This window comes from Paenibacillus sp. FSL H7-0323, from assembly GCF_038002725.1.
GTDB classification, from domain to species: domain Bacteria; phylum Bacillota; class Bacilli; order Paenibacillales; family Paenibacillaceae; genus Paenibacillus_AQ; species Paenibacillus_AQ odorifer.
This window is the reverse complement of record NZ_JBBODB010000001.1, coordinates 3,184,937-3,207,432: the sequence shown is the minus strand read 5'-3', so window position 1 is coordinate 3,207,432 and position 22,496 is coordinate 3,184,937. Positions and strand designations below refer to the sequence as shown.

The 22,496-nt window shown below is 44.0% G+C and carries 33 protein-coding genes; 31 read left to right on the top strand and 2 right to left on the bottom strand.

Features of this window, described 5'->3' with window-relative positions; genetic code table 11:
• The first annotated feature begins 4 nt into the window (after positions 1-4).
• The 10 genes from MHH89_RS14680 (at position 5) to MHH89_RS14640 (ending at position 3,661) form a co-directional block, all read left to right on the top strand.
• On the top strand, positions 5-301 hold the full coding sequence (locus tag MHH89_RS14680) for a hypothetical protein (protein WP_341087453.1): 297 nt from the start codon (positions 5-7) through the stop codon (positions 299-301).
• On the top strand, positions 231-410 hold the full coding sequence (locus MHH89_RS31345; RefSeq protein WP_445739128.1) for a DUF6906 family protein: 180 nt from the start codon (positions 231-233) through the stop codon (positions 408-410). Before MHH89_RS14680 ends, MHH89_RS31345 begins: the two co-directional genes overlap by 71 nt.
• Positions 410-613 (top strand): hypothetical protein, encoded by a 204-nt coding sequence (locus MHH89_RS14675; protein WP_341087450.1) that lies wholly within the window; start codon positions 410-412, stop codon positions 611-613. Before MHH89_RS31345 ends, MHH89_RS14675 begins: the two co-directional genes overlap by 1 nt.
• Positions 594-791 carry a hypothetical protein gene (locus MHH89_RS14670; protein ID WP_341087448.1) on the top strand — a complete coding sequence of 66 codons (198 nt, stop codon included), beginning with the start codon at positions 594-596 and terminating at the stop codon, positions 789-791. The genes MHH89_RS14675 and MHH89_RS14670 overlap by 20 nt, the downstream gene beginning before the upstream one ends.
• Positions 742-1,152 (top strand): RusA family crossover junction endodeoxyribonuclease, encoded by a 411-nt coding sequence (locus MHH89_RS14665; protein ID WP_340033494.1) that lies wholly within the window; start codon positions 742-744, stop codon positions 1,150-1,152. The genes MHH89_RS14670 and MHH89_RS14665 overlap by 50 nt, the downstream gene beginning before the upstream one ends.
• A 24-nt stretch (positions 1,153-1,176) precedes the next feature.
• The gene (locus MHH89_RS14660) at positions 1,177-2,004 is read left to right on the top strand and encodes a hypothetical protein (protein WP_341087446.1); all 828 of its coding nucleotides are present in this window, start codon (positions 1,177-1,179) and stop codon (positions 2,002-2,004) included.
• A 32-nt stretch (positions 2,005-2,036) separates the two neighbouring features.
• The gene (locus MHH89_RS14655) at positions 2,037-2,219 is read left to right on the top strand and encodes an IDEAL domain-containing protein (RefSeq protein WP_341087444.1); all 183 of its coding nucleotides are present in this window, start codon (positions 2,037-2,039) and stop codon (positions 2,217-2,219) included.
• 2 nt (positions 2,220-2,221) lie between these two features.
• Entirely contained in the window at positions 2,222-2,452 is a 231-nt protein-coding gene (locus MHH89_RS14650; RefSeq protein ID WP_042188703.1) for a hypothetical protein, read from the top strand.
• Positions 2,453-2,455: 3 nt separating this feature from the next.
• The gene (locus MHH89_RS14645) at positions 2,456-3,046 is read left to right on the top strand and encodes an HNH endonuclease signature motif containing protein (protein ID WP_341087442.1); all 591 of its coding nucleotides are present in this window, start codon (positions 2,456-2,458) and stop codon (positions 3,044-3,046) included.
• A gap of 138 nt (positions 3,047-3,184) precedes the next feature.
• Positions 3,185-3,661, top strand: coding sequence for a hypothetical protein (locus tag MHH89_RS14640; protein ID WP_341087440.1), 477 nt, complete (start codon positions 3,185-3,187; stop codon positions 3,659-3,661).
• An 80-nt stretch (positions 3,662-3,741) separates the two neighbouring features.
• On the opposite strand, the gene MHH89_RS14635 is transcribed toward MHH89_RS14640, so the two are convergent.
• The gene (locus MHH89_RS14635; RefSeq protein WP_341087438.1) at positions 3,742-4,806 is read right to left on the bottom strand and encodes a GTP pyrophosphokinase; all 1,065 of its coding nucleotides are present in this window, start codon (positions 4,804-4,806) and stop codon (positions 3,742-3,744) included.
• A gap of 246 nt (positions 4,807-5,052) precedes the next feature.
• Positions 5,053-5,391 (bottom strand): hypothetical protein, encoded by a 339-nt coding sequence (locus MHH89_RS14630; protein ID WP_341087436.1) that lies wholly within the window; start codon positions 5,389-5,391, stop codon positions 5,053-5,055.
• Between the two features lie 109 nt (positions 5,392-5,500).
• Here MHH89_RS14630 and MHH89_RS14625 point away from each other — a divergent pair, with 109 nt between their 5' ends.
• The 21 genes from MHH89_RS14625 (at position 5,501) to MHH89_RS14525 (ending at position 22,483) form a co-directional block, all read left to right on the top strand.
• The gene (locus MHH89_RS14625; protein WP_341087434.1) at positions 5,501-6,112 is read left to right on the top strand and encodes a restriction endonuclease; all 612 of its coding nucleotides are present in this window, start codon (positions 5,501-5,503) and stop codon (positions 6,110-6,112) included.
• Positions 6,113-6,554: 442 nt separating this feature from the next.
• Positions 6,555-7,127 carry a hypothetical protein gene (locus MHH89_RS14620; protein WP_341087433.1) on the top strand — a complete coding sequence of 191 codons (573 nt, stop codon included), beginning with the start codon at positions 6,555-6,557 and terminating at the stop codon, positions 7,125-7,127.
• Positions 7,128-7,401: 274 nt separating this feature from the next.
• Entirely contained in the window at positions 7,402-8,112 is a 711-nt protein-coding gene (locus tag MHH89_RS14615) for a hypothetical protein (protein ID WP_341087430.1), read from the top strand.
• Positions 8,113-8,160: 48 nt separating this feature from the next.
• Complete coding sequence (locus MHH89_RS14610; protein WP_341087428.1) at positions 8,161-8,697, top strand: transcriptional regulator; 537 nt, start codon at positions 8,161-8,163, stop codon at positions 8,695-8,697.
• Positions 8,694-9,761 (top strand): DNA cytosine methyltransferase, encoded by a 1,068-nt coding sequence (locus MHH89_RS14605; protein WP_341087426.1) that lies wholly within the window; start codon positions 8,694-8,696, stop codon positions 9,759-9,761. The genes MHH89_RS14610 and MHH89_RS14605 overlap by 4 nt, the downstream gene beginning before the upstream one ends.
• Before the next feature lie 48 nt (positions 9,762-9,809).
• Entirely contained in the window at positions 9,810-11,039 is a 1,230-nt protein-coding gene (locus MHH89_RS14600; RefSeq protein WP_341087425.1) for a hypothetical protein, read from the top strand.
• A gap of 240 nt (positions 11,040-11,279) precedes the next feature.
• Positions 11,280-11,489: a hypothetical protein gene (locus MHH89_RS14595; protein ID WP_341087424.1), complete on the top strand. Its 210-nt coding sequence runs from the start codon at positions 11,280-11,282 to the stop codon at positions 11,487-11,489.
• A gap of 101 nt (positions 11,490-11,590) precedes the next feature.
• Complete coding sequence (locus MHH89_RS14590) at positions 11,591-11,920, top strand: nucleotide pyrophosphohydrolase (protein ID WP_341087422.1); 330 nt, start codon at positions 11,591-11,593, stop codon at positions 11,918-11,920.
• A 10-nt stretch (positions 11,921-11,930) separates the two neighbouring features.
• Positions 11,931-12,935: an HNH endonuclease gene (locus tag MHH89_RS14585; RefSeq protein WP_256717572.1), complete on the top strand. Its 1,005-nt coding sequence runs from the start codon at positions 11,931-11,933 to the stop codon at positions 12,933-12,935.
• Positions 12,936-13,000: 65 nt separating this feature from the next.
• Positions 13,001-13,906, top strand: coding sequence for a phage terminase small subunit-related protein (locus tag MHH89_RS14580; protein ID WP_341087419.1), 906 nt, complete (start codon positions 13,001-13,003; stop codon positions 13,904-13,906).
• Positions 13,893-15,209 (top strand): PBSX family phage terminase large subunit, encoded by a 1,317-nt coding sequence (locus tag MHH89_RS14575; protein ID WP_341087416.1) that lies wholly within the window; start codon positions 13,893-13,895, stop codon positions 15,207-15,209. Before MHH89_RS14580 ends, MHH89_RS14575 begins: the two co-directional genes overlap by 14 nt.
• Positions 15,210-15,212: 3 nt before the next feature.
• The gene (locus tag MHH89_RS14570) at positions 15,213-16,691 is read left to right on the top strand and encodes a phage portal protein (protein ID WP_341087413.1); all 1,479 of its coding nucleotides are present in this window, start codon (positions 15,213-15,215) and stop codon (positions 16,689-16,691) included.
• Positions 16,684-17,514, top strand: a complete 831-nt coding sequence (locus tag MHH89_RS14565; RefSeq protein ID WP_341087411.1) for a phage minor head protein — start codon at positions 16,684-16,686, stop codon at positions 17,512-17,514. The genes MHH89_RS14570 and MHH89_RS14565 overlap by 8 nt, the downstream gene beginning before the upstream one ends.
• Positions 17,515-17,882: 368 nt before the next feature.
• On the top strand, positions 17,883-19,109 hold the full coding sequence (locus MHH89_RS14560) for an XkdF-like putative serine protease domain-containing protein (protein WP_341087410.1): 1,227 nt from the start codon (positions 17,883-17,885) through the stop codon (positions 19,107-19,109).
• A gap of 20 nt (positions 19,110-19,129) precedes the next feature.
• On the top strand, positions 19,130-20,077 hold the full coding sequence (locus MHH89_RS14555) for a major capsid protein (RefSeq protein ID WP_341087409.1): 948 nt from the start codon (positions 19,130-19,132) through the stop codon (positions 20,075-20,077).
• Positions 20,077-20,382, top strand: a complete 306-nt coding sequence (locus MHH89_RS14550; RefSeq protein WP_341087407.1) for a Rho termination factor N-terminal domain-containing protein — start codon at positions 20,077-20,079, stop codon at positions 20,380-20,382. The genes MHH89_RS14555 and MHH89_RS14550 overlap by 1 nt, the downstream gene beginning before the upstream one ends.
• Positions 20,360-20,746, top strand: a complete 387-nt coding sequence (locus MHH89_RS14545; RefSeq protein WP_341087406.1) for a hypothetical protein — start codon at positions 20,360-20,362, stop codon at positions 20,744-20,746. Before MHH89_RS14550 ends, MHH89_RS14545 begins: the two co-directional genes overlap by 23 nt.
• Before the next feature lie 8 nt (positions 20,747-20,754).
• The gene (locus MHH89_RS14540) at positions 20,755-21,069 is read left to right on the top strand and encodes a hypothetical protein (protein WP_256721934.1); all 315 of its coding nucleotides are present in this window, start codon (positions 20,755-20,757) and stop codon (positions 21,067-21,069) included.
• Positions 21,062-21,550 (top strand): HK97 gp10 family phage protein, encoded by a 489-nt coding sequence (locus MHH89_RS14535; RefSeq protein ID WP_256717573.1) that lies wholly within the window; start codon positions 21,062-21,064, stop codon positions 21,548-21,550. Before MHH89_RS14540 ends, MHH89_RS14535 begins: the two co-directional genes overlap by 8 nt.
• The gene (locus MHH89_RS14530; protein ID WP_341087405.1) at positions 21,547-22,029 is read left to right on the top strand and encodes a hypothetical protein; all 483 of its coding nucleotides are present in this window, start codon (positions 21,547-21,549) and stop codon (positions 22,027-22,029) included. Before MHH89_RS14535 ends, MHH89_RS14530 begins: the two co-directional genes overlap by 4 nt.
• Positions 22,030-22,141: 112 nt before the next feature.
• The gene (locus tag MHH89_RS14525) at positions 22,142-22,483 is read left to right on the top strand and encodes a hypothetical protein (RefSeq protein ID WP_341087404.1); all 342 of its coding nucleotides are present in this window, start codon (positions 22,142-22,144) and stop codon (positions 22,481-22,483) included.
• The last annotated feature ends 13 nt before the right edge of the window (positions 22,484-22,496 follow it).

The window sequence follows — 22,496 nt, the reverse complement described above, 5'->3', positions numbered from 1 at the left end:
CAATATGGAAGAGCAATTTTACGGGTTTTGCTTCCCGGAACCGGGCGGCTGGCATACACCTTCGGTGACACTGAACACTCCGGAGGAAGTTTATCGCTATACACAGCTTCACGGTAAGGCAGGGATGTTCCGCGAGGTACGGGTGACAGATGGCGGTGATTCTATCGTCGTACAGATGATTGACGGCCAGTATGTGTGGCCTGAAGAGTGGAAGCAGCTGAATAAGGGGGATGGAGATTATGAAGCAGGGAAAGCGGCCGACGCGACGGCAGAAGGAAACGATCCGGGCCAGTCGGCTTAACCCGGATAATTGGTTAGTTGAGCGGGAGACGCCTGCGGAACTGGTATTGATCCCTAAGATCAGTGTCGAAGGGAAGACGAAGAAGCGGACGATCCGCAAGGGTGCCTGATGAGCGGGCGGAATTACTGGCACGTGTATAACCAGATGCGCCGTCATTACCTAGATACCGGAGTTGCCAAGGGACGTACGGATCTACTAGCTGAGTTTTCGGACATGGAGCCAGCGGAAGTGGACGAGGGTATTGCTGAGTTTGAGTTAGCAATCGGTATACGAATGAGGGGAGTCGATCTTAATGGTTGTAAAGAAGCGTAAGCCGATTGATCCGATCTTCCAGCAACTAAATTACTTCGCTGTTGTGGATGAAACTGGAGTTATGGCAGGCATGGTGTATGTGCTTGATACAGCGATGATGCCGGCTAAGCATCGAGGAGGAAAACGTAATGATTCAGTTTACGGTTTACGGAGAACCGGTCGCCCAGGGCCGGCCTAAATTTAGCACTGCCGGTGGATTTCCAAGAGCCTATGATCCCGCCAAATCAAGAGATTATAAGGATTACGTCCGATTGGCTGCCAGTGAGTATGCGCCGGCAGCACTGCTGGAGGGTGCCCTCGGGGTCGCAGTGACCGCTTATCGCTCGACTCCGAAGAGCTTTAGCAAGAAAAAGACCGCGGCCGCAGAGCGTGGTGATATTCTCCCAGTGACTAAGCCGGATGCAGACAACTACTTAAAGGGTGTTAAGGATGCCTTAAAGGGGGTCATCTGGAAGGATGATAGCCAGGTAGTGGACGCTTTTGTTCGTAAGCGGTACAGCTCTAGACCGCGTATAGAAGTGAAGATCAAGCAACTCTAATAAAAACTTGAGGGGAAGATCGATATGATAAAGGATTATGCAAAATTTAGTGCAACGGTAGCAAAGGGGATCAAGGTTGGCGACACGGAGGTTGAAATTAAACTGTTGCTTCCGCTGAGAGTTATGCAGGAGAACTTCCTGTTCCTCAGTAGCAATCAAGGCGAAAAGATCAATGTCTTCATGGGAGATCCGCAGGCTGCTTTTGATTTCGATGAAGAGGACGGAGATATATACCGGGAAGTCACTGGCCGTCGTGTCATAACTGATGCTTCCGGTATCGTGATGAGCACAGAGAAGCTCGGGGAAGAAGATCCGAACCAAGCTAACCTTTTTGAACAGCAAGAGGGTGTTTCGGAAGGAGAACAGAAGACTGATGACTTTGAGATTGTTGATTCGGAAACGGGAGAAGACGCTGTTGGTACACAATCAGAAGATGGCCAGCATGAAGACGGTTCTGATCTGCAGACCGAAGTTGCTGACCTTGAACCGGGTTGGCTGAATGATGGAGCTGGAACTGACGGCCAAGATAACGAGGGTAATCCTGATGAATCAGGAGAACAAGAAAAAGTCGGGAACGGTGGAAGCTCCGATCCACGTGAAGCTTCTGCAGATGAGACAAGTAAGGAAGAACTGGATGCTTTTATCCTTGCTGAACGCCCAATCTTTCCTGAAGTCGAATATGAAGGACAGCCAATCCCGTTCCCTGTTCTTCTGGAGAAACGTATCAATGAAGATAAGACATGGCGCGAGATCGCTAATGAAAATGGCATGACTAGTGGGCAACTATCAACCAGATGGACCGCATATCGCAAACTGGCAGCAAAGAAAATGAAGGGTGGAGGAGCAGCGTAAGCTGCTTTTCTCTTACCTAGGGAGGTGTCACTTTGATCTTTGCGGTTTATGCAATGGCAATTGATAAATATATCGAAGTGGTCTGGGAAACGGCAGTAAGGAAACATCGGATTTCAGAGCTTAGGACACTGGTCGACCAAGCGCTGGATGAGCGAGATGAAGAAGCCTTTTATCAGTATTCGACTGAGTTAAATAGATTAAGAAAGGGAGGATGAATATGCGGAATACTTTGGGGGATCTGAATAATCATTTGTTTGCTCAATTAGAGCGGTTGAGCGATGAGGAACTGACCGGAGAGAAACTGGCTGACGAGATTAGCAGAGCAAAGGCTGTAACGAGTGTCGCTTCTCAAGTTATTGCAAATGGTTCCCTTGTGCTAGATGCAATAAAGCTTTCTGATGACAAGATGAATGCCAATACGGCTATCCCTAAGATGCTGGAGGGATAATCAATGTTTCGATACAGTTTGGAGCACAAGGAATTTATTAGCACCAACATTCAAGGACGATATGTTCTGGAATTGACTTCAATGTTTAATGAGAAGTTCGACGTGGAGATCCAGCCTTCGCAAATGCGAGCCTTCATCAAAAATAACGGGTTGAAGAGCGGAATCGATGTCAGGATCAAACCGGGTAGCGTTCCACCCAATAAGGGAAAGAAGAAGTTATGGACTGGTGGCGAGGATACTCAATTCAAGAAGGGCCATAGGCCGCACAATTATGTATCTGTAGGCTCTGAGAGGGTTAACGGGGATGATTATGTAGATATAAAGATTGCTGATCCTAATATGTGGCGTGGGAAGCATCTGATCGTATGGGAGCTGCACTGCGGCCGCTCGGTTCCGAAGGGACATGCCGTCATATTCGGAGATGGGGACAGGCGAAATTTCGATCCGGATAATTTGATTCTGGTTACCCGCGGACAGCTGGCCATCATGAACAAAAGAGGGCTTATTCAAAAGGATGCTGAGCTCACGCGGAGCGGTGTGATTTTGGTCGATATTATTCAGAAAATCGGGGAAAGAAAGCGGAGCAAACGTTAATACACTGAATTGAAGTGTGACAGAGACTTGCTATTGGTGAAAATCAATATATGCAAAGACCCCCATTACCTTGGCCGGGCCGGGGGCACTTTTCTAACCTTCTTCTTTTGATATTATAACATAAAGGGGAGTAGGGGGATGGCGATGGTTTGGGGACAAGGTGAGCTTTTTCCAACAGCAAACGAGGCAGAGATCCAGCGGACGAAGTTCCTACTCTGTAAGTTTAAAAGCATGATGTTATTAATGAGAGATTACGAAGGATTTACGAGTGAGCTGCAGCAAGTGGCTATTGATGGAGAAGTCGCACGTCGAATTGATCAAGATGAAATGCACGCTGACAAGACTGTCAATGCCGTTATTCTGATAGAAAAGCAACGATGGGTGTACGAGCAGTACCAGCTTTATACAAGTACCATTCAGCGGGCAATTGGGTTGATTCAGGATGAAGATACCCGCCGAGCGATAGAGCACCGATACGTAGCGGGACACTCATTTAAGGAAACGGTTCTTTTCTTCCGGCATGGAATGAGTGACAGCACGGTCAGGCGTAAGCTTCTAGAGGGGATAGTGAGTATTGCAAATAGCTTGAAATTAATGGGGGTTATTGATCAGTAAGCGAAAAAAGAGATATAATCATGTAACAATAAAACCAGAAGATCTATTCTTCTGGTTTCTTGTATGTATAAATGATTTATTCATTCTTCATAATGCACATCTAGTTCGTATTTATCAATGTACTGATCAATATCTATGCCAATTTTCTTTGCTATTTTTATAAAGCTTATTCCTAATCCCTGCCAGTGATTTTGCCAAGCATTTTTAAAATAAAGGTCAATATCTGTGAGCATCATGACATCACGCAATAAACCTATAAAATTATTACCTGATTTTATTATTTCTGGATTCTTATTGATCATACTGTTTACCATTTTATCCAATTCTTCAATGTTGTTTATACCGAAGTTTAATAATTCTTCGATAATAATTGACTCACCTTCTCTAAAAGTTGGGGTAAGAGCTCCTCTTTTTATTTGATCATTTAGTTTATTTTGCAAATAATTTTCAAGAGTAGTTGCATTTAAAGGCAAATTATATTCACCTTTTCTAGATTTTCCTTCAGTTTCTCTTTCATATTTATTAAATGTATTTACAATTGAGTCAAACTCTCTATCTACAAGCTCTAGAGTTGCAGAAACTAGCGAAAATCTTCGTTCAATATCGTAATCAGGAGGAAAATTACCTTTGAATTTATAGCTTCTATCATGTGTAATATCAGCCCATGCATGTTCAAGTAATGTTCTTACTTGAATTTCAAAACAAAAATCTTTAAACATTTTGTATTCTGGTAAAGCAAGTCTTTCTTCAGTTAGACATGCAACGTAATGAACTGAACGATAGCCTACTTTGTCGTTTCCAAGCTCACTACTTTTATTAACACTATTTTTTTCATCGATTTTGAATAATGGTTTTATAATTTCACAGGCTCTGGTTACTTCACTTCTCATATAAGTAATAACTCGAATACCAGCTAAATCTTGAATTTGTTGTTTTGGATCTTGATACTTATCTTTTTGTGATTTTCTTAAGAAACTGTCGACATCTTTTGCTCTACTAGTAATTGAATAATATGTAACCCCTTCAGCATCTAATAACTCTTGTATTATCGTTTCTACTTTTTTTGCGAGGTTAATGTAAGTTTGTTGATTATCTGTATACCAAGATTTCAAGTCCTCTGTGTTTTTACTTTGAATTGACGACATTTATCTCCCTCATTTTCTGTTAATAATTCGACATTAGTATAAAACTCGCTATTTGGTTTTTAATTCCATTATTTTCCTCTCTCAAAATACAGAATCTGATTGCTATTTGAACTCAGTATGAACCTAAGATGAGCATCATCTGATTGGTATTCCGTGATACTATGAGAGAGTGGAAATTAGGCGTGAGTAACATGCACTATTGCACTTGTGGCACACAACTGCAGCGTATCTCCTCTCGTTTTTTCTTTAACCTATCATTGGGTTGACTTCTTCACCATTAATTAAAAGTAGTTCAAATGATTCTTTAGTTCGATCCATGTCCATTGCACACGTCAGATCTACTGTTCTTCCATCTGGATGAACAAATTCCAAGTGGTGCAACTTATAATCATATTGGAGAGCGAGCTCGTAGTACTCTGGAAAATGCTTAGCCCCATGAATGGCATGACTTTTGGAATTGCAGACTTCTACTGAAGTACTCCATTCTCTGTCTCTAAACATAAAACGAACGTCGAACTGATCACCTACTGGAATTACAGCAATGCTATAATTACTTCCTTCATAGCGATATAGAACATTTGTCAATTTACTCGCCACCTCCATTTATAGGTCTAAAGTTCGACACCAATAGAGGAAAATCCTTCCTTTATAGCGAATGTTGAACTATACGATGATTTTAGCGGAGGGGTTTCAGTTGGCTAGAAGAAAGAGTAAGGCGAAGCAGGAAGAAGAGTTTTTTCAGGGATTGGTCGGTTTAGCGGCAATGGGATTAGCGTTCGGAGGATACTATCTAACCAAAACCGTACAGGGGGCTATAATTGGAGCGGTTGTTGGTGTGGCTATTGTAGTTTCAGTAATGATTGTGATAGGGCAGAAGCACGCTGAACGTTTAAAGAAATCTGGTATTGCAGAGATTGATAATATGGAAGGTGTCCAGTTTGAACAGTACCTTGGTCATCTATTCCGCTCCCAAGGCTACAAAGCTGAAGTTACACAGGCAGCGGGTGATTATGGTGCTGATTTGGTCTTATCTAAAGATGGTAAACGAATAGTTGTCCAGGCTAAGCGATATAGCAAGAATGTTGGACTAAAGGCAGTTCAAGAGGTTCGTGGCGCAGTTTCGCATTACGGTGCTTCAGCTGCTTGGGTTGTAACGAACAGAGATTATACTGAGCAGGCCTACAAACTAGCAAAGTCAAATAATGTTCGTCTTATCGGCCGTGAAGAGCTTATTGAAATGCTCCTCCAAATGAGAGAGAAGATGAATGCTGCTAAAAAAGTCAATAATGCTAAGACGAGCGCTTAAGTGAAATAGTGAGAAATATAAAGCATGATATACTCAAGACTGTTATTCAATGTTGTTGGCTTTGACTCTTATTTCACTGGATCAGTAAAATGATCTTGTCCTCCTTTGTTACAAAGTCCGTAAAGATTTTAGCAAAGAGCGCAGCGCATTTGCTGCGGATGCCCAGCGGACGCCACTGATCTGTCCAGGCTATTAGCAAACAGTAACTTAATACATAAACCTAAGTCGCTCATTGTTGGGCGGCTTTTTTTATTGGGGGAATTATTTTGAAGAAGCAAAAGCAGCGTCGCTTAAAAGATCCACCCCATCAGCCGAATAAATGTAAGGGGTGTATATGGGGACGTTGGGAAGGAACTGCACAGTTTTGTGCCAGAGTGAAATGTCAGAAGGAAAAACCTCCCTGAGTGTCGAAATGTGTTCCATTAAGGGAGGTTAAATTGGCATGAGCCTTACTACATTTTCTCTAAGTATTAGTCCAGATGCATGGATACAAACATTTGGTGGATTCTTTGGAGCTCTACTTGCAGGTGGAATTGCTATTTATTTGTTTAAGAGACAGGTCAATCATGAATTCAGAAGGACTAGAATTAAAGAGCTGCATAACTTTTTAAAAAGTTATTATGTTTTAAACGATTGGATTGTTTGGTTTTTGATTACAGCTGATAGTATTACTGAAATGATGGAAGATGATAACAACACTATTCAATATCGAATAGAACTACTTCCTTATCAGCTAGAATCATTGAACAGTTATATGTTCCAACTAAATCAAATCAATGACGACTATATTCCTCAAGAAATATACAAGGCGTACTTAGAAGTTAAGTCGATAATAGCAATTTTCAAGAAACAATGTGAAGTTGATCTGAACATCTATCAACAAGGACGCATGTCTCCTACTAAAGAGATATATCGTTTACAAGTTAAGTTATTAAATCGACACAAAGAAGAAATTGATCAATATGCCAAGGGAAAAGAAGAAGAGCTGAAAAAACTTACGAATAAGGAAAAATAGAGCGCCGCAAAAGGTGCTTTTTTTATGTCTATAAACGGCCTTCTGTGAGCCGTTTTGAGGCCATATATTCAGGAACGTGTGTTTGTTTGGTCACGCGTGGAAAAGAGCAGGGTGGGCAGGTTTTCTTCGTCTCTTGCTGAGTTTGCGGCTGCCCAAAGATGAAAAACCAACTCAACTCAAAGAAAGCTCACTCTACGCTATATTCTTCCTTGACCGATAATATTTATTGTCTGATACTGGAAGATATATCTCAGTGAAAGAAGAGGGTTAATCAATGAAAAAGGTTCACTTCTTACTTATAGTTATGGTGATAATTTTCCTGTGGGGAGCTTCGTGGTACTTCATACCAACATGGTACGGAAAAACAGAATTAGAAGCTGGGACATTTGGAGATATGTTTGGGGCCGTCAATGCTTTGTTCTCAGGTCTTGCTTTTGCAGGACTGATTTATACAATACTCTTGCAAAGAGAGGACTTAAAAATCCAAAGGAAATCATTTGATAATCAGTTTAAAGAACTACAGCATCAAGTTGAAAATACAAAAAGACAACTTGAATTAACGAAATATCAATCATATCAAGATACACTAAGATATTTATTCCAAGTAAAAGCAAAAGCCATAGAGAACATCAAATATTACAAGTGGGATGAAGAAAGTGGTCATGTTAAACTTAATCGGTCTGGATATGATTTCATAGATTTATTTTATCAAGCTGAAGAATCAAATATTCAAAAAAAATTCAACCGAGAAAAATATAATTTTCCTAGATATTTTCAAATTTATAAACAAATACTTCAATTTATTGTTGAAGTAGATGTAAGCCCTGATCAAAAAAAAAATTTACAAGATATACTAAATGTCGAAACTTCGGATTCTGAAGTGTGTTTAATATATGTTTTGAATAAGTACGATCAACATATGATGTTTTTAATGCAAAGTAATGGTTTGGAAGAGCGTTATAAAACAATCATAAATAGTGAGTAAAGCACCTGGATTCTCATGGTGCTTTTTTATTTAAAAAGGAGCATACATATGGATATCAGAATTATACCGATTGACCAACTCAATTCAGCTATCTATAACCCACGCGTCGACCTTCAGCCGGGAGATCCAGAATACGAGAAGCTTCGCCGCAGCCTGGATGAATTCGGCTACATTGACCCGATCGTCTGGAATGAGCAGACTGGCAACATGGTCGGTGGCCACCAACGATACAAGGTGCTGGTGAATGAGCAAGGCTGCACGGAGCTGGCTGTTTCGGTTGTTAACCTTGACCCTAAGCGGGAGCGGCTACTTAATCTGGCGCTTAATAAAGTTTCTGGCCGTTGGGATGATGAGGCACTAGCGCAGCTACTAAATGAGCTACAGGAAGGCGGGGCTGATTTAGAACTGTCTGGTTTTAATGCAGGAGAGGCCGAGAGGTTAATCGCTGATTTCACTGAGCCGGCTGCTGATCAGCTTGGAGACTTTCAGAACCGTGAGCTGGATGTGAGTGAATTCGATGAGTCACGCTTTGACTGCAAATGTCCTCGTTGTGGATTCGTCTTTGATAAAGAGGAAGTATCATGAGTCGCCCAGCTTTGGATTGGAGGTTATCAGATCTTGCCAGCGTGCCGAAGAATGGGAGAACGGTATTCTCTTGCTTCTCCTGTGGTGGTGGCTCCACGATGGGATATAAGCTGGCTGGATACACGGTGCTGGGTAATGTAGAAATCGATCCACAGATGATGCGGATCTATCGGCAGAATCATAAGCCGAAGTATCCCTTTCTCATGCCCATTCAGGATTTCAAGGAGCTACCTAATTTAGAGCTTCCACCTGAGTTGTTTGACCTAGATATCTTAGACGGATCTCCACCCTGTAGCGTGTTTTCTATGGCAGGAGTTAGAGAGGACAAGTGGGGTGGAGAGTACGCTTTCCGCGAAGGACAGGCAGTGCAGCGACTGGATGACCTTTTCTTCGATTTTTTGGACGTTGCAGAGAAACTTCGACCTAGAGTAATTGTCGCTGAGAACGTTCGCGGAATGATGGTTGGTAAGGCTCGTGGGTTCGTTAGTCTGGTCTTGTCTCGCTTCCGAGAGCTCGGGTATAGACCGCAGCTCTTTCTACTAAATTCGGCTACTATGGGCGTTCCTCAAAAAAGGGAACGCCTTTTCTTTATCGCTTCTCGGGATGATCAAAACTTTCCATTGCTCCAATTAGAATTCAACGAGCCGCCTATATTATATGGAGATATTCGTAGTGGGAACGGTTCTCCGATAAATCCAGACAGCAAGACATATACTCGCTGGCACAAGCGACGTCCACCAGATTTGAATATGGGCGATGTGACTGAACGAGAAGAAGGGAAAATGAGTAACTTCAACACGATCCTGCTTAAAGATCAGAAGGTAGCTAACACTTTAGCCAGTTCATCTGTATTTCTCAGGACCGATAAGCCGCAACACATCAGCGATATGGATGCTATTCGTATGCAGACTTTTCCAGCCGACTATGATTTTATGGATGCAAATGTGCAATATGTATGCGGTATGAGCGTCCCGCCGTTGATGATGAAGAAGGTAGCGGAGCAGATCAATCTTCAATGCTTAAGTGAAAAATATATGAAAAGGTGTAAATATCCATATATCTAAATCTATGTTATTCTTGAAAGAAAATATATCTAGTTGGCAGGTGAGTCCATGGATCATTCTAAAGTTTTAAATATGGTTAATGATTTACTGTTAAAAGTGGAACAGGGATACGTAGAGAGACAAATAGGAGAACCGTATATGCGTAATGGAATGGGTGATGATGCCCTAACATTTCGTGGAATAGACAATGTTAAAGCATTTACTGACACTGTTGAGTACATGTGGACCAAAGACAGAGAGATATATGACACTATTTCACGAGATAGAGTACACTCTGAATTATTCATATTAGTCCGAAAGTGTGTTGATGAGGATAAACTGGTCTTAGACCACATAAAAGACTTGTTTAAAAATTTCAAGAGTGAGCCAATCCATTCATTCGAAGTATTGTATCATTTGTATGGTGCGGAATATTTTAAAGGTCACCCATTAATAATAGGACCTTACACAATTTATAATACAAAAATTCACCGAAAGCATTTACTGGAGAATTATCCACATGGTGAAGATGAACTAGATGATTTAGATCAAATATCCCTAGAAAGTGAAGTTATTATTAGTGTTGTCGAAAAAGCTAGAGATGCATCGAGAGCTAATGAAAAAGCGCTTTTGAGGTTAAGACAGTTTGAAGATACTATCCGATTTATGATCGGTGACATAGAAAAAAGATATGATGTAGGTATTTTTAATTTTAATGTTTTTAAAAGAACAACAGGTATCCTTCTTTCAGACGAGATCACTAGTTCAACGAGTAAGATGACTGGGGCGATTGAGCCCATTCTTCTTCATAAGTTTCCGATTAATGATCCAGAATATGGTCATGATAGATTATGGGAGATACTCGGTAAAAAAAATCCGACCGAATTAGAAAAGCGTATTATCTCCGCTATAGCTTGGTCAGGTAAAGCCTTACGGGATGAAGAACAAGCAAGAGCCTTAACACAATATGTATTTGCTCTAGAGGCTTTATTACAGTTTCAACAGAGAGGTTCTATGGTATCACCTTCAATTACTTATCAAATGGCGGAGTTTGCTGCTTTTATTATTTCAGATGATTTGGATAATCGATTAAAAATAGAAGAAATGATTAAAAATATTTATGGAATACGATCTGCGATTGCACATGGTGGGAGCCATGAAGTTAGTGGAAATGTTATTCATGAAGTGTTCTTCCTATTAAAAAACCTGATTACAATACTTGTAAAAAATGAGACATTTAAAGGTTTTCAAACCATAGAACAAGTAGGGAAATGGGTTAAAATTAAAAAGTATTCATAGCAAACGATTTTATAAACAAAGTAATTATTGCTTGAGTTTTCAACTAATTAAAAAAACGTTCACACAAAACCACCGTCTATTTATGGGCGGTTTTTTTTCTTGAAATTAAAGGAGGACGCGCTAACGTCCTCCCAATCACCCAGGGTATCCCCCGGCTGAGACAGCGGCGCGCCACGCGTGGCATTCTCAGACATCCGCTGTCTCGCATTCCATCATAACGGAAAGTCGAGGGGTACGTAAATGGGAACACAAGATGAAATTTTATTGAAGCATGAGCTCGAAGTCATGGCTGGTATCCTGGAGAGTAAGGCGCAGTATCGCAAGATTGTTAAAGCTGGCATAGCCAAATGGGTCAAGGACTTCCAAGACGGACGGATTGAGATCAAGACGGTTGACGATTTAAAGAAGCTGATTGAGATAGATATTGAGCTGCAGAAGGATGAATTGTGATCTATAGTAATTCTATTGAAAACATTCTCTGTTATTATTGTCTGTAAAATTTAAAGGTAAAGCTTTCCTTTTTGTCGAAACATGAGACGAGGTGAATAACATTGGATGAGTTAATCGATAAAATCGTCGCGTTTAGAGACGAAAGGAATTGGAGTCAGTTCCATAATCCCAAAGATCTTGCTATTTCATTGAATCTAGAGGCAAGCGAACTTCTTGAACTGTTTCAATGGAAAAGTAGTGAAGAGGCCGTTGATCAGAAAAGAGACGAGATTCAAGATGAGTTGGCAGACGTAATGTACTACGCCTTGCTAATGTGTCACGATCTTGGAATTGATCCAAGCCAGGTATTGCTTAATAAATTAAAGAAGAATGCTGATAAGTATCCTGTTGATAAAGCATTCGGATCTAATAAAAAATACACAGAACTATAGGGAGATTTCAATGCTTTATTATTTCACTGCCTGTGATAAAAATGCTAGAAAGCATTACGAAGATACAGTTGCTAAACCATATCTAATTGCCCCTCTTCTTGAGAAAATAGACCCTGTAGTACAAAATGAGCTGATGACTCAAGGCTTAGATCAACATGTTCATATGTGGGGAGCTGTACCAGGTCCTTCAAATAAAAAACGTTGGAGCAATCTTAAGGTCGGGGACGGGGTTTTGGTTTATGTCAAAGAGGGTTTTAGGTCCTACGCGAAGGTAGTAGCCAAAACAATCAACAGGGAAGTTGCTGAGTATATCTGGGGAACTGATAATGAAGATAGAACATGGGAGTATATTTATTTTCTAAAAGAAGTGAAGTCAGTTAATTTTTCAAAAGAAATGTTCTCATCGTTCTTTGGATATAAGACGAACTTTATACCACAAGGTTTCAGTAATATTGAAGAAACAAAATTTCAAATTCGTATGAAGAAATACCCGAATGTTGATGCATTAGTTAATGATTTGAATAATAACTTTTTAATGTCCGATGAAGATTTGGAAGATGGGGACTATCAGAACTCATTAGAAACTGACTTCAGAAAAGTTGAAGATAAACCAGAAGTTCCAAAAAAGAAGAAGAAACAAAGAATTTTAAATGGAGTCAAAGTATGGGATAGAGATCCTAAAGTAGCTCAGAGAGCAATTAAAAAAGCTCTATTTCAGTGTGAATTCGACATTAATCATAGTACCTTCATTTCAAGTGTGAGCAAGGAAAATTATGTTGAAGCTCATCATTTAATACCAATGAAATTTCAAAATGATTTTGAGAATGTATCTCTTGATACTGAAAGTAATATTCTTGCTTTATGTCCTAATTGTCATCGTATGATCCATCATTCTCGTCCGAAAGAGAAAAAGTTGCTGCTAAAAGAATTCTATGAAAAACGTAAAGATCAACTGCACAATCTTGGTATTGAGTTTTCTTTAGTAAATTTAAATAACTTTTATGGTATGAAATAATTCCTATTGTGAGCAGCTCTTAAATGAGCTGCTTTTTTTGTTGGAGGTGAGGTGGTGATATGTAGATGGTCAGAGCACGAAGTTCCGAGAGGGACAAGGCAAGACAGATTTGGCTCGAGAGCGGCGGGACGATAAAGCTTAAGGACATCGCAGCTGCTCTTTTTGTTGGCGAAAATAAGGTGCGTAAATGGAAGTCAATTGACCATTGGGAAGAGGAACTCAAAGGGAGCGTTTCATCTGAATCCAATGGGAACGTTCCAATTGAAATGAAAGGGAACGCTCCACATCGCGGCGCTCCCAAAGGGAACAAAAACGCAGTCGGTAATCGCGGCGGTGCTCCCCCAGGCAATAAAAATGCCAAGGGAAATAGCGGCGGATCTGGGGGACCTGTCGGAAACAAGAAGGCCGTCACTACTGGTGAGCATGAAACGATCTGGATGGATACACTGACTGAAATCGAGCAACAGCTAATCGATCAGGTGGACACCGACCCTATCAATCTAGCGAATGAGTCTCTTTACCTCCTAGCGATCCGTGAACGCCGCATGATGCATCGGATCAAATCCCTGATGGATGGGTTATCCGAGACCGAGCGCAGCGTGCTCTACGAGATGAAGGCCATCAAGGAAGTCGCGGAGATCCATGATGAGAAGACAGGCATCACGAAGAAGATCCCGCACAGTCGAAATGAAATGATGGAGTCGAAGATTGAGGAGAAGGGTTTCCGCAAGATAGACGATATCGTAAAGCTGGAGGAGGCCTTGACCCGCATCCAGGATAAGAAGATCCGGGCCATTGAACTCAAAAATCGATTGACCGACGACGAAAAGCGTATCCGCATCGAAACCATGGAGTATGAGCTGCAAATGTTGCGAGGTGGTGGAGGTAAGGAAGCCTTTGAGGATGATGGTTTTATCGATGCGCTGAAAGGCATGGCAGCGGGGGTGTGGAGCGACGATGGCGAAGCTTAAACTCAAACCAGCGGCGTTCAAGTGGTCCCCTTTCTCGAATAAGCAGCTTAAAGTGCTGACATGGTGGACACCTGAAAGCCCACACCACGATAAAGACGCAATCATCTGTGATGGTTCCGTCCGGGCCGGCAAGACGGTCTGCATGTCATTCTCCTATATAGCCTGGGCAATGGACACCTTCCGAGGAGAACAGTTCGGTATGTCCGGTAAGACGATTGGTGCGCTCCGGCGTAACGTAGTCGGTCCACTGAAACGCATGTTGACCAGCCGTGGGTATCATGTTCATGATAATCGATCTGAAAATGTTTTGACTGTGACCCGGGGCTTAATAAGCAATCGGTTCTTTTTATTTGGTGGCCGAGATGAAAGCTCACAGGATTTAATCGCTGGGATCACGCTGGCCGGGATGTTCTTCGATGAAGTGGCGCTCATGCCGAAGTCTTTTGTTGACCAAGCTACTGCTCGTTGTTCCGTAGATGGTGCCAAGCTCTGGTTCAACTGTAACCCTGCAGGACCGTATCACTGGTTCAAAAAGGAATGGCTGGACCAGCTGCAGAAGAAGCACGCACTGCACCTACACTTCACAATGGAGGATAATCTCTCACTTTCTGAGCGTGTACGAGAGAGGTACCGGCGCATGTACAGCGGGATCTTTTATCAGCGGTACATCCTGGGGCTATGGGTCATGGCAGAGGGAGTGATCTTTTCCAAATTCAATGATGCACTTCATAAGAAACCCCGAGACTGGTTCCCGGCCAAGTTTGATCGCAAGTTCATTTGTATTGACTACGGGGCCAACAACCCGACGGCATTTCTGAAATACGGGGTCCAAGGGAACGTTTATTATGAGCTGGATGAGTATTATCACAATATCCGCCATAAGGGTGAGAAAACGAATGGTGAATATGCGGATGATCTGGAAGCCTTTCTTGATGGCGATGAGTATTCAATCTTCATCGACCCGTCAGCAAAGGCTTTTATTATTGAGCTGAAGAAACGCGGGATTAACAATATCCGGGCTGCCGTGAATACCGTGCTCGATGGCATTCAGACAGTGTCCAACCGGTTCCAGAACAATGAACTTTATATCTGTGCCGATAACACCAATTCCCTTCAGGAGTTGGTGTCTTACGTTTGGGATGAAAAAGCCGCAGAACGGGGCGAAGACAAGCCTATTAAGCAAAACGACCATACCTGTGACGCGCGTAGGTACGGTATCCATACGGATTATCTGCTACAGCGTGTGAAGCAGCGTAAAAAAGAGAGAGAGGAGCGATCTGATCATGATGTGGGGTGGGTGTAAGGCATGAGTGGCGAGGCACAGTGGTTCCAAATATCCAAAGCAGAGGACAGGCATATTCCCTCGAGCGCACAGCTACCGGATAGCTTTGAAAACCTATACGATCAGCACGGGCTGCTACCGTTTCCACCAGGCAATGACCCTGCCTCCTGCAAACTGTTGGTCAAGAACAGTAACATTATTCCGCAGTGCATTGAGGCGTACAAGCGAAACATTGCTGGATATGGTATTGCCTTGGAGTACCTCCCCGGTGAGAGTGATCAGACCGCGCAGGAGGAGTGGAACAAGGCTGATAAGTTCTTGGAGACCTGTAACCTGGAGGATACACCAGATGAGATTATCGGCTCCTTAATTGAGGACATTGAGAGCAGCGGGAATGCAAATGTGGAGGTCGCCTGGCCTGTCGGCAGTGAGTTCCCGACACTCTACCGAATCAATCCGAAATTCGTTCGTTGTACTCGTGAGACGAATAAGGTGACGATCAAGCGTAAGCGTCTGATCCGGTCATCGAAGAAGGTAGAGGAATTCTCTCAGGATATATATGCCCGGAAATATGCTATGAAGCGAGGGCAATCTGTGGTTTGGTTCCGACCTTTTGGAACAGAAGGGCAGGGCAATCAAATCATTCCCTTAAAACTTGGTAATGATGGTCCTTATGGTGAACCGCGCTGGTTTGGGAATGCACCTGGAGTGGTGGGTAGTCGTGAGGCGGAGGAACTCAACGTCTCTTATTTCAGCAATGGTCGAATGCTCTCCATGTTGTTGACTGTGACCAACGGCCGACTGACCAAGCAATCGATGGAGCTGCTGAAGAATGTAAAAGGTTCGCAGTCCCAAGGAGGCATTCTTTATCTGGAAGCCATAGGGGAAGAGACTGGTGGACCACTAGATGAGAAAGTCGAGAAGGTGTCTATTAAGCTGGACAAACTGAATGATCTGCTGCAACAGGATGCCTTGTTTCTAGAATACGGGAAGGACAAGAAAACCGATATCCTTTCCTCGTTCCGATTGCCTCCAATACTTGTGGGTCAAAGCTCCGATTACAACCGTGCCACAGCGCAAGCCGCGCTACGATTTGCAGAGGAACAGGTCTTTGAACCGTATCGCAAGTGGATCATGGATGAGATCTTTAATAAACGCTTATTCCCAGCCCTGGGCATCTTCCGTGTACGGGCGACTTTACGTGGACCGCGTATTATTGATCCGGAAGACCGCAAGTCGCTGCTAGACTTTATCGCAGACCGTGGGATTATGCTGGTCCGCGATCTGATTCCAATTGCTGAGGAAGTGCTGGACACAACTATCGATGAGTCTAAGTACAGCGATGAGTACCTGGATACTCCGATCGCACAGCTTGTGAACAGCCAGCCGGCATTAACCTTGCCTGAACCTGACTCAGATGTGAACGATCTGCAGGAGCAGGTATCCACCATTGCCAAGCGTCTGCTGCGTCAGAGTCATGATGAGGTAGTCGGCCATGTGTAAGGATTGCTGGGAGCTTATCGCCAAAGCGGACGATACTGAGTTTTTGGATAGTTTGGAGCTGACCCATGCGGAGCGGACAGTGCTGGAAGAGTTGTACAAGCAGGGTGAAACCCGAATAGTTGAAATCCTTGAGCTGCAAGGGAAGGCATTGCATGATGCGATTCTGGAACTCAGCGAGGAGTTGCTATTTGATATCGGTGAACTTGGAAAGGTGCTGTTGTCGGTTCAGAGCGGGGATCTCTTTACGGTACAGTTCGAGCAGGCGGTGTATGATGCCTTCACGCCACTGTATCACCTAGCCGGCGAATCGGAGCTGACGGTGCTGAACACCGACAAGACCTGGTCCACTAAAAACAAGGCGGCATCCCGGTTCGCATTGAAACTGAAAAAGCTGGTCCCGGATATGAACGGAACCAGTAAGGATGTTATGACCAGGGCATTTCAAAAAGCAATCAAAGAGGGGAAGACACCTTCCGAGCGGGCACTGCTGGTACGTGAGATCAGCGCGTCGGCTGCTAAGGGTGATGCTGGTCCATTCAATATGGAAAGGGCCATTACCGTTTCGCGAACCATGAGCACGGCAGCGGCCAACGGAGGTAAGATGGAGGGCTGGAAGCAATCCGAGGTGGTCACTGGTAAGAAGTGGAGGTCTTCCAAGGGGGATCGCACCCGGAAGACACACCGTAAGGCCAACGGCCAGGTACAGCCGCTGGACAAGCCCTTTGAAGTCGGTAAAAGTAAACTGATGTTTCCAGGTGATCCTGCAGGACGAGCCGAGGAGATTATTCGCTGTCGGTGCACGATACAGTCGATCATAGGATAGGCTCAAACAAAAAAAGATCGTGCTCTTAGAGTCACGATCTTACTATGTTATGTGTTCAAGTTAAGGCTACTCCTGCGAGTAAGCTTATGGAAAGGGCCCAAACCGTTTCAATTGCTGAAGCCAACAGTTTCCGGGGTGTCTTTTTTGAGGTTTGTTTTCTCATTGGCATCGCCTCCTTTTTTGTTTTGCATGGCTCAGACATCAGTCTGTAACTTGCATAACGTAATGCCGTAAGGGAGACAAGAGCACCACACCAAAGCAGTATCGCAGGAATTATGCCTAACCCTAGGAGCAGTCCTAGCTTCAACACATTTCTAAAGATAATTTACCATATTCATGAAAGCATTGAAAGGAGGTGAGAATAGAACATGAGCTATAAACTGAAAGATGCCAAAATTACACACATCTCTCTGGTAGATAAAGGAGCGAACGGCGTGCCATTTGCCATCATCAAGTCTGCCGGGAAAAACGCCATCCAGAAACAGGTTCAAATCGCTAAGATTGACGATGATAAGCAGATTGTCAAAGGCGTGGTTTATCAGCCAGATGTGGCAGACGCACATGATGATCAAATGGATGAAGTTGAGATCGAGAAGGCAGCCCATCTCTTCATGCAGCAACAGCACACCTACAACATCGACAAGCAGCATGATCTCGAAGTCAATAAGGGTTTTGTTATTGAGTCATACATTGCTCCTTGTGACATGACGCTTGGTGAGCAGCAGATTGTGAAGGGCTCCTGGGTGGCAGCTGTGAAAGTGACTGAAGATGATACTTGGGAGGCAATCAAGAAAGGCGAGATAACTGGCTTTTCAATGTGGGGTGTAGGTAAGCGGGAAGAGATCGAGGAGGAAGAGGAGGTATCCAAGGGAATCTTGAGCCGAATAGCCAAAGCGCTGGGCCTGATCGAAAAGGGGGCGGTCGCTGATAAATACCATAAGAACCGTAAGAACCGAGAATTTTGGGCGGCGCAGGATGCCCTCAACTCGGTTCTTTTTAATTGGGACAGTTATAACAGCGGGATGGAAACCGATGCGGTGACCATTCGGGAGGCGCTGCAGGATTTTGTGGACATTGCTGAGGACGTGTTGACCAAGGAGGATATCGTGAAAGCTATCGGCGCGCCGCCTGAAACCATTGCAAAAGCTGGCAAGAAGATTTCTGCCGGCAACCTGAAACATGTCGATGATGCTATTGCAGCTCTGACCGAACTTAAAAATAAAACGGCTCCTGTAGAAGAGGATCCGAAGGGGGAAGACGATTTGAAAGCTGAAGATATTGCCAAGGCTGTAACGGCCGCACTGGCTCCGATCGCAAAGCAGGTGGAAGGCCTGACGTCAGAGATTGCGGAGCTTAAGAAAGAGGAAGGTGTCGGAGGTGACCAACCTGCAGGCGGTGCTGCTTCGACTGCGACCGCAGAAGAGACTGCGATAACCGACGCCATTGCCAAGGCTCTTGAACCGCTGAGTCAGCAGATGCAGACGCTGGCAGCTGATGTACAATTGGTGAAGAATAGCCGCGGTGCTTCCGCGCAAGGTGATGAAGAAGAAATCAGCAAATCAGAAGGCGCCGTTAGTTTCGGACGCTTCCTGTAATTCGAGGAGGAATGCAAATTATGAGAACAAACGGTAACATCGCTAGTACGAGCATTCGTAAATCAACCATCGTTACACCAATGGACCAAAACGCCTTGAACTATGAGGAAGTGGAAGCCTTCACCGATATGGCGTATGAGGCTAATGGTTTCTTGAAAGGCATTCGGCATGAGAACCGTAAAAGCTCAAAGGGAACAATTGATAAAGTCGGTGTACGTGGCCGGAATATGCGTAGTAAAAAAGAGAATATTATGGCTTCCAACACGCCTGGTCTGACCTTTCCACAGATTCCATATTCAGTGGAGCCAGTAATTGTTCCATTTGATATTACTGAGGAATTTATTCGCCAGACTCAGCGGGTGCGTGGCCAAAACGCAGAGGATATCATCATGCGGGCTATGGCTAACAACTACGGTGAGAACATGCAGGACATCGGCTTTAATGGTGATAAAGAAACCCCGAACACTGATCCGGATTATGAGTTTCTGAGCATAAATGATGGTTGGTTGAAGAAGGCGCGTACCACCGGCCATTACTTGGACTGGACTACTCTCTCAGCTGCTGAAAAATTGGGGATCTTGTTTGAGGTAGAACGTGCGATTCCAACCCGGTACCGTGCTGGGGGCGTATTCAAATATTTCATGCATCCGAACACCTTTAGCAAACGGCTGCAGAAACTGGCAGAGAAGGACACAAGTGCGTCCATTCAGTTGCAAATCACCGGCGGCGTCAAGAAGGTTAATGCCTACGATGTGGAGGATGTCTGGAGTATGCCTGAAGGAGCTATCCTCTTTACGTATCAGCCGAACTTTGCGATGGTCCATACTTATGACATGCAGATTCGGAAGACGACTGAGGGCAAGGAGGCAATCTGGACTGATAAGCGTTTCTATGCGATTCATTCTGATTATGATTCTATTTTTGAAGAGCCACAAGCTCTGGCCTATGTGGAAGGGGTGGAATTCTAATGCCATACGTAACCTATCGAGGTAAGAACGCCTCCCTGCGCCTGTACAGTATCCGGTTTGAGCCGGCTAAGCCGGTACTGGTGGAAGATTCGATTGTGCTGGAAAAGTTGCATGAGCATCCTGATTTTGAGGTCAAAGCGGAAAAGAACATTCCGCTGGAGGATATGTCGGTGGTGCAGCTGAAGGACAAGGCGAAGAAAGCCGGAATTGAAGGTTTCACGGATATGAAGAAGCCGGATTTGATCGCCGCCCTGAAGGCACTGGAAGGCGGCGGTGTGCCGGATGCTGTCAGCTACACTCCTTAAGAGCCGCAGCCGTGTCAGCGCCGTGCAGGAGGCTACTGCCGATCAGCTTGAGCAGTACATTGATGACGCACAGACCCGGATTGAGTTGTACTTACCTGTTCATTTTCCGGAGGTGGTAGACAAGCAGCTCATGCTGGCCTGGGTGAAGCTGGCAGAGTCACTGGCTCTGCAGGACAGTGAGGAATACCTGGCTTCAGTCGCCCGCGGCTACTCAGCAGAAAGTGACGGCGCTTGGACATATACCCGACAGGCAGTTGAAGGGAAAACTACAGGCAATGCTGATGTGGACTCTATCCTCTTCCTGTGGGTCAAGAAGCAGCAGGCCGGGCCGGATGATGGGAACATCACGGCCTATTTGCTATGAATCACCGCATGAATACACCGCTGGCAGTGTACCGGGTCGGTCGTCAGCAGGATGCGGACAACCTATTCAGCGATCGGAAAGCAGGAAAGATCGCAGATTTGAAATGTTTCGTTGTTAAGACGCAGACTGATGCCAAAGCAGATTCCACTCCTGTCATATACATTGTTAAAAAGACAATTGGGGTTCCGAAGACAGCAGACGTCCGAATCAGTGACGAAGTGTTGCTGTTCGGACGTAGGTATCTGGTGATTGACTCTAACCCGCGTCGTTACTGGCGTGAGCTATTGGTAACTTGCGAGGTGAAAGGCAGTGAGCATGCATGATTTTGATGGTTTAGCGAAGAAATTCAAGAAGCTGAGCGACGAAGGGGTTAGTCAGATCCTTAAGAACATTGCTGAAGCTGTGGGCGAAACACTTTTGAACCTGGTCATCGATGAAATTGATAAACAGGATCTGATTGACACTGGATTGATGTGGAACTCCTTTACTCGTGGGGAGGACAATAACATTTGGGAATGGGATGTAGACCGTAACTCTATTTCTATCGAAGTGGGTTCAAACCTTACTTACGCACGCTATCTCAATGATGGCTACACCATCCATAAGGCGCACTTTGTCCCCGGCTATTGGGCAACGAATGGAACATTTGTCTACGATCCCAGGGCAAAGACTGGCTTTATGGCTAAGCCACGGTCGTTCATTGGTCGGCAATACTTTGACATCGCTGTGAAGGAGCTGGATGGCGGTATGAACGCACTGATTATGAAGCGGTTGGAGAAAGAGCTGGGGAGGATGCTGTCATGATGGATGTGGGATTAAAAGCCTGGGCAGAACTCGTGCAGAGGATATACCCGGAGCTGCCGATTCTTCGAGATCGATCTCGCTGGTTAGCAGGGCAGTTTGATTTCCCTAGTGTATTTATCGAGACGGATTTGGTATCCGATAAAGCACACACACCGCGGGCAGACCGAATTATTGAGGATGTAGGGTTAGTCTTTCATTACGACATCGACCGAAGTGTGGTAGAGGAGGCCGGGGAACCGATCCCCTTGGACTTATCTCCCTTCTTCCTTTACCTCCGCCAGCGACGGTTCTGTGTGGTTTCGCAGCGCTTTGAAATCATGATGGTGATTGAAGCCCCGCGTACTCGGCCGATGAATGACCGGATGGAAGTCACCTTCAGGTATTCATATCTGCTTCATGTTCCGAAGCTGCTTGAAAATAGTGATGGTAGTCCAGTGGCCAAGATTAACGACTTTTTTATTGATTCTATACGAAGCTGACGATAATTCACTTTTATATTTCTTTTGCAAACTGCTGTATCTCAAATATTAGAGGAAACCATGAGGTATATCACGAATAAGAGGTGTACTCTATATGAATTAGGTGATGTATATGTGGGAACATCCTTCGAATAGTCAAGTTAAGCAGTTAAAGAACAAATACAAGGAATTGTACATTCAGCTAGAACCAATTGTGAATGCTTGGGACCCAATAGGTTTGATCGGGGGCGGTGCTCCGAAAGATGAGTATGATTGCATTACAGTTCAGTTAATTTCAATGTTGAGCAAAGGGAGAGGCCAGAACGATATTTATGAGTTTATTATTCACGAATTGGATGATCACTTTGGAATGGGGATTGATTCTATATCGAGTGAATATATGGAGAGATTTATTAAGAAGCACAAAGACTTTAGCGCGAATTTAGTTAAATGGTATACGTCTCAAAAGATATAACTTCCCTTGTTGA

Coding starts and splice junctions, on each gene's coding strand:
- MHH89_RS31345 (WP_445739128.1), top strand. CDS start 231: ATGGAGATTATGAAGCAGGGAAAGCGGCCGACGCGACGGCAGAAGGAA.
- MHH89_RS14530 (WP_341087405.1), top strand. CDS start 21,547: ATGATGGATGTGGGATTAAAAGCCTGGGCAGAACTCGTGCAGAGGATA.
- MHH89_RS14575 (WP_341087416.1), top strand. CDS start 13,893: ATGGCGAAGCTTAAACTCAAACCAGCGGCGTTCAAGTGGTCCCCTTTC.
- MHH89_RS14525 (WP_341087404.1), top strand. CDS start 22,142: ATGTGGGAACATCCTTCGAATAGTCAAGTTAAGCAGTTAAAGAACAAA.
- MHH89_RS14540 (WP_256721934.1), top strand. CDS start 20,755: ATGAATACACCGCTGGCAGTGTACCGGGTCGGTCGTCAGCAGGATGCG.
- MHH89_RS14650 (WP_042188703.1), top strand. CDS start 2,222: ATGCGGAATACTTTGGGGGATCTGAATAATCATTTGTTTGCTCAATTA.
- MHH89_RS14635 (WP_341087438.1), bottom strand. CDS start 4,806: ATGTCGTCAATTCAAAGTAAAAACACAGAGGACTTGAAATCTTGGTAT.
- MHH89_RS14560 (WP_341087410.1), top strand. CDS start 17,883: ATGAGCTATAAACTGAAAGATGCCAAAATTACACACATCTCTCTGGTA.
- MHH89_RS14680 (WP_341087453.1), top strand. CDS start 5: ATGGAAGAGCAATTTTACGGGTTTTGCTTCCCGGAACCGGGCGGCTGG.
- MHH89_RS14645 (WP_341087442.1), top strand. CDS start 2,456: ATGTTTCGATACAGTTTGGAGCACAAGGAATTTATTAGCACCAACATT.
- MHH89_RS14620 (WP_341087433.1), top strand. CDS start 6,555: ATGAGCCTTACTACATTTTCTCTAAGTATTAGTCCAGATGCATGGATA.
- MHH89_RS14600 (WP_341087425.1), top strand. CDS start 9,810: ATGGATCATTCTAAAGTTTTAAATATGGTTAATGATTTACTGTTAAAA.
- MHH89_RS14545 (WP_341087406.1), top strand. CDS start 20,360: ATGCTGTCAGCTACACTCCTTAAGAGCCGCAGCCGTGTCAGCGCCGTG.
- MHH89_RS14610 (WP_341087428.1), top strand. CDS start 8,161: ATGGATATCAGAATTATACCGATTGACCAACTCAATTCAGCTATCTAT.
- MHH89_RS14640 (WP_341087440.1), top strand. CDS start 3,185: ATGGCGATGGTTTGGGGACAAGGTGAGCTTTTTCCAACAGCAAACGAG.
- MHH89_RS14660 (WP_341087446.1), top strand. CDS start 1,177: ATGATAAAGGATTATGCAAAATTTAGTGCAACGGTAGCAAAGGGGATC.
- MHH89_RS14565 (WP_341087411.1), top strand. CDS start 16,684: ATGTGTAAGGATTGCTGGGAGCTTATCGCCAAAGCGGACGATACTGAG.
- MHH89_RS14570 (WP_341087413.1), top strand. CDS start 15,213: ATGAGTGGCGAGGCACAGTGGTTCCAAATATCCAAAGCAGAGGACAGG.
- MHH89_RS14675 (WP_341087450.1), top strand. CDS start 410: ATGAGCGGGCGGAATTACTGGCACGTGTATAACCAGATGCGCCGTCAT.
- MHH89_RS14670 (WP_341087448.1), top strand. CDS start 594: ATGGTTGTAAAGAAGCGTAAGCCGATTGATCCGATCTTCCAGCAACTA.
- MHH89_RS14605 (WP_341087426.1), top strand. CDS start 8,694: ATGAGTCGCCCAGCTTTGGATTGGAGGTTATCAGATCTTGCCAGCGTG.
- MHH89_RS14535 (WP_256717573.1), top strand. CDS start 21,062: ATGCATGATTTTGATGGTTTAGCGAAGAAATTCAAGAAGCTGAGCGAC.
- MHH89_RS14595 (WP_341087424.1), top strand. CDS start 11,280: ATGGGAACACAAGATGAAATTTTATTGAAGCATGAGCTCGAAGTCATG.
- MHH89_RS14555 (WP_341087409.1), top strand. CDS start 19,130: ATGAGAACAAACGGTAACATCGCTAGTACGAGCATTCGTAAATCAACC.
- MHH89_RS14665 (WP_340033494.1), top strand. CDS start 742: ATGATTCAGTTTACGGTTTACGGAGAACCGGTCGCCCAGGGCCGGCCT.
- MHH89_RS14580 (WP_341087419.1), top strand. CDS start 13,001: ATGGTCAGAGCACGAAGTTCCGAGAGGGACAAGGCAAGACAGATTTGG.
- MHH89_RS14615 (WP_341087430.1), top strand. CDS start 7,402: ATGAAAAAGGTTCACTTCTTACTTATAGTTATGGTGATAATTTTCCTG.
- MHH89_RS14550 (WP_341087407.1), top strand. CDS start 20,077: ATGCCATACGTAACCTATCGAGGTAAGAACGCCTCCCTGCGCCTGTAC.
- MHH89_RS14585 (WP_256717572.1), top strand. CDS start 11,931: ATGCTTTATTATTTCACTGCCTGTGATAAAAATGCTAGAAAGCATTAC.